Here is a 7,135-nt window from a genome sequence, read left to right on the forward strand (position 1 = left end):
GCAGAAGGGCGGCGGGATGGAGACCGAACCGATGCGGGGACGGAAGGTCGGCTGACCCCGCGCCCCGCCCGAACCGACCGAGGAGCGAGAGAATCATGGCTGAGCACAAGCCCCGGCCCGGCGCCGAGCAGCGGCCGGTCCCCCGGGACATGCCCGATCAGCAGGCCCGGCCCGACGAGGACCCCTGGGACGTGGCCCCGGGCCGCACACCGGACACGAACACCGTCCCGGACACGGACGAGGCCGGCACCGGCCCGCGCGGCGCCGCTCACCCGGGCAATGTCCACCCGGAACACCCGGACCCGCAGGAACCGGCGGACTGAGCGGCGGACGGTCGGCCGTCGCTTGGCTCCCCCGCGCCTTCCCGCCTCCTTCGCCGGGCTTGCGGTCAGTACGGGGCGCGGTCCTGGAGGGCCCTGCGCCAGGCCGGGAGCCGTTCCTGCGGGGGGCGTTCGGGGCGGCGGCCGCCGTCGGCGAAGAACTCGGCCAGGGGCAGGATCGCGGCGCCGACGGTGACCGCGTCCGGGCCCAGCCGGCCGAGATCGATGGTCACCTTGTCGACCGGGTGCCGCAGGGCGTACGTCGCCGCGTGCCGGCGTACGGCGGGCAGGAACCGCGTGCCGAGCTGGAGGCCGGCCCAGCCGCCGATCAGGATCCGCTCGGGCTGGAAGAGGTTGATCAGGTCGGACAGGCCGGCGCCCAGGTACTCGGCGGTCTCCTCCAGGACGGCCAGCGCCACCGGGTCGGCGCTCGTCCCCTCGGACGGGTACGCGGCGGCCAGCATCGCGGTGAGCGCGGTCTCCTCGTCGGTGCCCTCGGGCGGGCGCCCGCCCTGCTCGCGCCAGCGGGCGAGCAGGGACTCGGCGCCCGCGTAGGCCTCCAGGCAGCCCGGCGCACCGCAGCGGCAGCGGCGCCCGCGCACCCGTACCGTCAGATGCCCCCACTCCACGGCCCGTCCGTGCTCCACCTCGGGCGTGACCAGGCAGGCGCCGACGCCGGAACCGAAGAGCACCACCACGGCGTTGCGGGCGCCGCGCCCGGCGCCGAACCACATCTCGGCCTGGCCGAGGGTCTTGGCGCCGTTGTCGATGAAGTACGGCACCGCGTCGGGCAGCCCGGACGCCGAGCGGAGCAGCTGCTCCAGCGGGACCGCGTCCCAGCCGATGGTCTGCCCGTGCACGACGGCGCCCCGGTCCGGGGTGTGTTCCACGATGCCGGGGACACCCACGCCGACCCCGAGCAGCCGGTCGGGCGCGGCCTGCGCGGCGGCGAGGACCTCCGCGACACCGTCGCGGACATGGCCGGCGATGACGTCGACGTCGTAACCCTGCGCGGTCAGCGGGCGTTCGGCACGGGCCAGTTCGGTGAGGGCCAGGTCGAACAGCTCGACCCGGACGCGGGTCTCACCGACGTCGACACCGATCATCTGTCCGCTGTGCGGGGCGACCCGCAGCAGGGTGCGGGGCCGGCCGCCGTCGGAGTCGACGCTGCCGGCCTCCTCCACCAGTCCGTCGGCGATCAGATCCGCGACCACGTTGCTGACCGAGCCGGAGCTGAGCCCGGTGGCCGGCCCCAGCTCGAAGCGGCTGAGCGGGCCGTCGAAGTACAGCCGTTGGAGCACCGCCGTCCGGTTGCCCCGCCTCAGGTCGCGTACCGTGCGTCCGTTGCGCCCCGCCATGTGGCTCCCTTCACGAACCGTGCCCGACCTGCAACATACCCCTTCGGGCAGCCGGGGCGCGAGATTTTCCCAACCCTTAGTTCACGATATGAGCTAAGGCGAGGAAGAGTCAGCCCGCCGCGTACACGTCCTCCACGTACCGCCCGCCCGCGACCAGCTCGTCCAGCCACCGCCCGGCGGCGGTCCCGTCCGCGCCGGGCGTGCGTTCCCGGTACAGCGTACGGAAGGCCTCGCGGACGCCGGGGGCCATCCGGGCGCCGTCGCCGCACACGTACACCCGCGCCCCGGCCGTCAGCAGCCGCCACACCTCGTCGGCCTCGGCCGCGATCCGGTGCTGGACGAAGACGGCCCCGTTCTCGGGCGCGGCGCTGAAGGCGGGGCGCAGCGACACCGCTCCGGCCCGCTCGGCGGCGCGCAGCTCCTCGGCGTGCAGATAGTCGGCGTCGGGGGCGTCGCAGCCGAAGTAGAGCAGCGCGGACGGGAGCCGGGTGCCCGCGTGGCGGGCGGCCAGGCGGTCGGCCACGGCGCCCCGGAACGGGGCGAGCCCGGTGCCCGCGGCGACCATCACGACCGGTGCCGAGTGGTCGATCCGGAACGCCTCGCGGCAGGGCTGGACGCGGGCGTGGACGGTGTCGCCCGGCCGCAGGGAGGCGAGGTGGCCGGAACCGGTGCCCCGGTAGCGGCCCTTGCCCGACCGGGCCGGCGCGTCGAGCACCGACACCATGAGGTCGGCGTGGCGTGCGTCGGCCGCCGGGGCCGAGGAGATGGAGTAGTGCCGGGGGCGCAGCGGGGTCAGCAGGTCGAGCAGGAGCGGCCAGCCGAGCGCGCCGCGCAGGGCGGGGTGGTCCTCGGCCAGCTCCACCAGGGTGCGCGGGTCGTCGTCGGTGAGGGCGGCGAGGGCGGCGCGCTCGGGCGGACAGGGGTTGGCCCCGGCGAGCAGGGCCCGTTGCCGGCCGGTCGGCCGTTCCTGCAACTCCACGTGCCGGGCGAGCAGTTCGCGCACGCTCAGCGGCCGGTCGACGGCAAGGCCCTCGCGCCGCGGACGGGTGGCGCGGATGTCCAGGACGGTGTCCGCGTCCAGGCCGAACGCGGTGACGGCCCGGTCCACCAGTTCCGGGGCGTTGGCGGGCAGCACGGTCAGGTGGTCGGCGGTGCGGTAGGTGACGCCCTCGGGCAGGGCGACGCGCAGGAACCGCTTGGTGCGCGGGTGGGCGGGGGCGGTGAGGTCGTACGCCTCGGTGACCGTCATCGGGACCAGGCCGTGCCGTTCGGCGAGGGCGTCCAGCGGGCCGCCGGCCAGGGTGCGCACCGTGTAGGCGTGGTCGGGCTCGGCCGGTACGCCGTCCACGGCGTCCGGGTCGCCGTACCGCGTCAGCAGAGTGGTGCGCAGCCGGGCCGCGAACTCCCGTACCGTACCGGCGAGATCACCGGAGGCGTCGGCGGCGGCGCGGTCGGCGAGCCGGGTCGCGCCGAGTTCGGCGAGGCGGGCGTCGACACGGGTGGGGACCTGCTGGTAGGTGGCGGCCCAGTTGCGGTCGCCGACGCCGAGGACGGCGTAGGTGACGCCGGTCAGGTCGGGGGTGCCGTCGAGCCAGGCGGTGAAGGCGACGGCGTCGTCGGTGGGCCGGCCGTTGTAGGAGGCGGCGGTGATGACGACGGGCCGGTCCGTGGGCAGGCCGTCCGCGTAGGCGTCCAGCGCGGCGACCTCGGTGGCGCAGCCGACGGCGGCGGCCTCGTCGGCGAGCTGTGCGGCGAAGTCCCGGCAGGTCCCGTAGTTGCTGCCGTGCAGGAAGAGGGCGCGGGTACCGGGGCGGACCCGGGCCGGGAGGGCGTCCGGGGCCGTGCTGCCCGCGGCCGGCGCGGGGGCGGTGCCGGGCAGGGCGGCGTGCACGCGGTCGGCGGGGGTGCGCGGGGTGAGTGTGAGGGTGAAGCCGTCCGGCTTGAGGGTGAGGGTCTCCTTCACGGTGAGCCGGTAGCCGGCGTGGTCGTGCAGCCGGTAGCGGTGGACCAGCAGGGCGAGCAGCATGGTCGCCTCGTGCAGCGCGAACTGCCGTCCGATGCAGGCGCGTTCACCGGTGCCGAAGGGCTTGTAGGCGTGCACCGGGCGGGCCGCCTCGGCCTCGGGCGTGAACCGCTCCGGGTCGAACAGTTCGGGGTTGTCACCCCACACCGGCCGGCGGTGCAGCATCGGCGCCAGCACGGTGACGGCCTGGCCGGCGCGCAGCGGGATCCGCCCGCCGAGCACGGTGTCCGCGCGGGCGCGCCGGCCGAACGCGGCGGCCGTCGGCCACAGCCGCAGCGCCTCGTTGAGGACCTGGCGGGTGTAGGTGAGCCGGCCGATGTCCTCGTACGCCGGCTCGGGGTCGGCCGTGTCGCCCCACAGCGCGTCGGCCTCGCGCTGCACGAGGCGCAGTACGGCGGGGTGCTTGGCGAGGTAGTACAGGGCGAAGGACATCGCGCCGGAGGTGGTCTCGTGACCGGCGATCAGGAAGGTGATGACCTGGTTGCGGATGTTGGCCGCGTCCAGGGTGGTGCCGTCGGCGGGGTGCGGGGCGCTGAGCATCAGCCCGAGCAGGTCCTCGGCGCCGCTCTGGTTGGTTCCGGTGCGGGCGGCGATGACGTCGTCCACGACCCGGGCCAGGTAGTCGGCGTCGCGCCGGAAGGCCGCGTCGGCCGCCGTGTGGTCCTGGCCGGGGGCGCGGGCCGGACGGGTCATGCTCCACTCCAGGCAGCGGACCATGGACTCCACGAAGGGATGCGGCTCGGTACGGTCGAAGGAGCCGAAGTCGTAGTCGAATCCGGCCAGTCCGATGGTGTCGAGGGTCATGCGGGTCATGTCGTCGGGCACGTCGACGGGCTTGCCGGCCCGTGCGGCCCGGTCCCAGGAGTCGATGAGCCGCCGGGCCACCTTCAGCATCACGGGGTGGTAGGTGCGCATGGAGCCGAGCGCGAAGGCGGGCATCAGGATGTCGTGCGCCTTGGCCCAGTTGGGCTCGTCGTCGTACGCGGTGAACAGGCCGTCGGCGGTGAACTCGCGGACGTTCTCCAGGGCGGGTCCGACGTGCTTGGCGAACCGTTCCTCGTCGGCCAGTTCGGCGACCAGGTCGGTGTCGGCGACGAACGTCACGTCCCGGCCGTGCAGCCGGCGCACCAGCACCGGGCCGTGCTCCCGCATCAGCTGCATGATCTGCTGGATCGGGGTGCGACCGGGGCCGGTGGCGGTGATGTCGACGACGGGGACACCGGCCGGGGGTGCGGCCGGTTCGGCGTGCAGTGCGGTGGGGGGCATGACGCGGCAACTGCCTTTCGCGGTAGCGGACTACTGCGTTCCAGGGTGGTCGACGGGCACGCGGGGCACGCGCCACGGCACTACACGATCGTGCAGTGGAAAGTGGCCGGCGGGCCTTGCGCCCACCCGGCACCGGCCGCCGGCCCGGCGCTGCGCCCGCGCACGGGGAGAACAGGGGCGGGGCGTGAGCGGGGACCGGGCGGCCGTACGGGGCGCATGAGCGGGTGCGCCGGGGGCGCGGGTCCGCGTGAGCCGGTGCGCCGATGCCGCGGGCGGGTCGCGCTGCCGCGCGCGCGGCGTCGATTTGCCGCTGACCTGCGCTTCCTCTTGGATGGCGGTCGGCGACGGAGCGGGAGGTGCCATGGCGGCCGGAGAGCCCGACGCGGTGGTGTGGCGCAACCGTGCGCTGATGCTGTTCGACCGGGTGTCGGTACCGGTGGCGGTGTGCGACGTGTACGGCCAGGTGGTGCTGGCGAACCCGGCGATGGCCGCGGAGTGCGGTACGGCCCCGGGCCGGCTGCGCGGCCGGCAGGTGCTGGAGCTGTTCCGGCCGCAGGAGGCCACCCAGGTGGAGCGGATCGCCGAGGCGTTGCGGCTGCGGCACCGCTCCCGCTACCAGGTGTCGGTGTGCTGGCGGGCGCCCGGCGGTGCGGAGCGGCACGGGCAGCTGACGGCGGATCCGGTGAGCGACAGCGTGGAGGAGACACCGGCGCTGCTGGTGATGCTGCGGGTGCTGGGCGAGCGCCCGGTACCGCGGCCGGAGCCGGTGCGGACCACCGAGGTGGAGCGGCGGGTGCTGGCCCTGCTCGCCGGCGGCGCCACCACGGCCCGGGCGGCCCGCGAACTGGGCCTCACCAGGGACGGCGTCACCTATCACCTGCGTCGCCTGTCGACCCGCTGGAACGCCGCGAACCGCACCGAGCTGGTGGCCCGCGCCTACGCGCTGGGCGTCCTGGCCCCGGGGGTGTGGCCGCCGGATCCGGGGGGAGCCACGACGGAGGAGGAGCCGGGCGAGGAGGGCCGCGGGAAAGGCACTGGCCCCTCGCCTCATGGCTAGGGAAATTCGTTGGCCCGCTCGGCGCTTGGCTAACTAGGCTAGCCGCTGACCTAGAGGTCCTAGGTTCACCGGCCCGGCCGGATCCGGAAGGACTCCCCATGAGACCGCTCACCGAGCACGACATCCGCAGCTCGTTCGTCAACTGCTCCAAGGGCGAGGCGAAGCGGCTGGCGGTCCCCCGCGACCTCGGCGAACGCCCCTGGGACGACCTGGACTTCCTGGGCTGGCGCGATCCGGGCGCCCCGGACCGCAGTTATCTGGTCACCGAGCGGGGCGGCCGGCTCGTCGGGGTGGCCCTGCGCTTCCCGGCGAACCAGCGCGGTTTCGCCCACCGCAGCATGTGCTCGCTGTGCCTGACCACGCACCGGGGCGGCGGGGTGTCGCTGATGGCCGCGCGCAGGACGGGTGCGGCGGGCCGCGAGGGCAACTCGATCGGGCTGTACATGTGCACGGACCTGGCCTGTTCGCTGTACGTGCGCGGCAGGAAGGCCCCGGAGTCCGGCGCCCGCTTCGAGGAGAGTTTGACCCTGGACGAGCAGATAGCCCGCACGAGGGACAACCTGGACGCCTTCCTCGACCGGCTCCACGCCTAGGCGGCTGGCCGAAAGCGGACGGGAACAGCCCGCGAACAGCCACGTTCGGCGCCCCCGAGGAACGGGAACAGGCCAAGGGATGCGCGATGTACGAGAGTGGAGCAAGGGACTGCTGCGTCTGGCGAAACGCCGCCGGGAGCCGGTGGTCGTCCAGACACTGCGGTCGGCGACGGCCGCGACGATCGCCTATGTGATCGCGCTCCGGCTGAGTCCGGAGCCGGCGCCCCTCACCGCGCCGCTGACCGCGCTGCTGGTGGTCCAGGTGACCTTCTACGCCACGCTCACCAACGGCATCCGGCGGGTGAACTCGGTCGTCGCCGGGGTCCTGGTCGCGATCGCGTTCAGCGTACTGGTGGGCCTGACCTGGTGGAGCCTCGCGCTGCTGATCGTGGCCGCGCTGGCCGTGGGCCACCTGGTGCGCGTGGACGAGTACGTGGCCGAGGTGGCGATCAGCGCGATGCTGGTGCTCGGGGTCACCACGGTCGGGTTCACCGCGTGGGCGAGGATCGTGGAGACGC

General features: G+C 74.6%; 6 protein-coding genes. 4 read left to right on the top strand and 2 right to left on the bottom strand.

Going from position 1 to position 7,135, the window contains the following annotated elements; translation table 11 throughout:
* Window positions 1-95 precede the first annotated feature (95 nt).
* Window positions 96-323: a hypothetical protein gene (locus IE312_RS24090; protein ID WP_189984408.1), complete on the top strand. Its 228-nt coding sequence runs from the start codon at window positions 96-98 to the stop codon at window positions 321-323.
* 65 nt (window positions 324-388) lie between these two features.
* Here IE312_RS24090 and IE312_RS24095 read toward each other — a convergent pair whose 3' ends face one another.
* Both IE312_RS24095 and IE312_RS24100 read right to left on the bottom strand, forming a co-directional pair.
* On the bottom strand, window positions 389-1,678 hold the full coding sequence (locus IE312_RS24095) for an ROK family transcriptional regulator (protein ID WP_189984409.1): 1,290 nt from the start codon (window positions 1,676-1,678) through the stop codon (window positions 389-391).
* 109 nt (window positions 1,679-1,787) lie between these two features.
* Window positions 1,788-4,967: a bifunctional cytochrome P450/NADPH--P450 reductase gene (locus IE312_RS24100; protein ID WP_189984410.1), complete on the bottom strand. Its 3,180-nt coding sequence runs from the start codon at window positions 4,965-4,967 to the stop codon at window positions 1,788-1,790.
* A 361-nt stretch (window positions 4,968-5,328) separates the two neighbouring features.
* Here IE312_RS24100 and IE312_RS24105 point away from each other — a divergent pair, with 361 nt between their 5' ends.
* The 3 genes from IE312_RS24105 to IE312_RS41675 all read left to right on the top strand — a co-directional run.
* Window positions 5,329-6,024, top strand: a complete 696-nt coding sequence (locus IE312_RS24105) for a PAS domain-containing protein (RefSeq protein WP_229900374.1) — start codon at window positions 5,329-5,331, stop codon at window positions 6,022-6,024.
* A 98-nt stretch (window positions 6,025-6,122) separates the two neighbouring features.
* Window positions 6,123-6,617 carry an FBP domain-containing protein gene (locus IE312_RS24110; RefSeq protein ID WP_189984411.1) on the top strand — a complete coding sequence of 165 codons (495 nt, stop codon included), beginning with the start codon at window positions 6,123-6,125 and terminating at the stop codon, window positions 6,615-6,617.
* A gap of 79 nt (window positions 6,618-6,696) precedes the next feature.
* Window positions 6,697-7,135 (top strand): aromatic acid exporter family protein (locus IE312_RS41675; RefSeq protein WP_229900375.1); only part of this gene is annotated, 439 nt, incomplete at its 3' end.

Origin of the sequence: Streptomyces capoamus, from assembly GCF_014654935.1 — a bacterium.
Lineage (GTDB): Bacteria > Actinomycetota > Actinomycetes > Streptomycetales > Streptomycetaceae > Streptomyces > Streptomyces capoamus.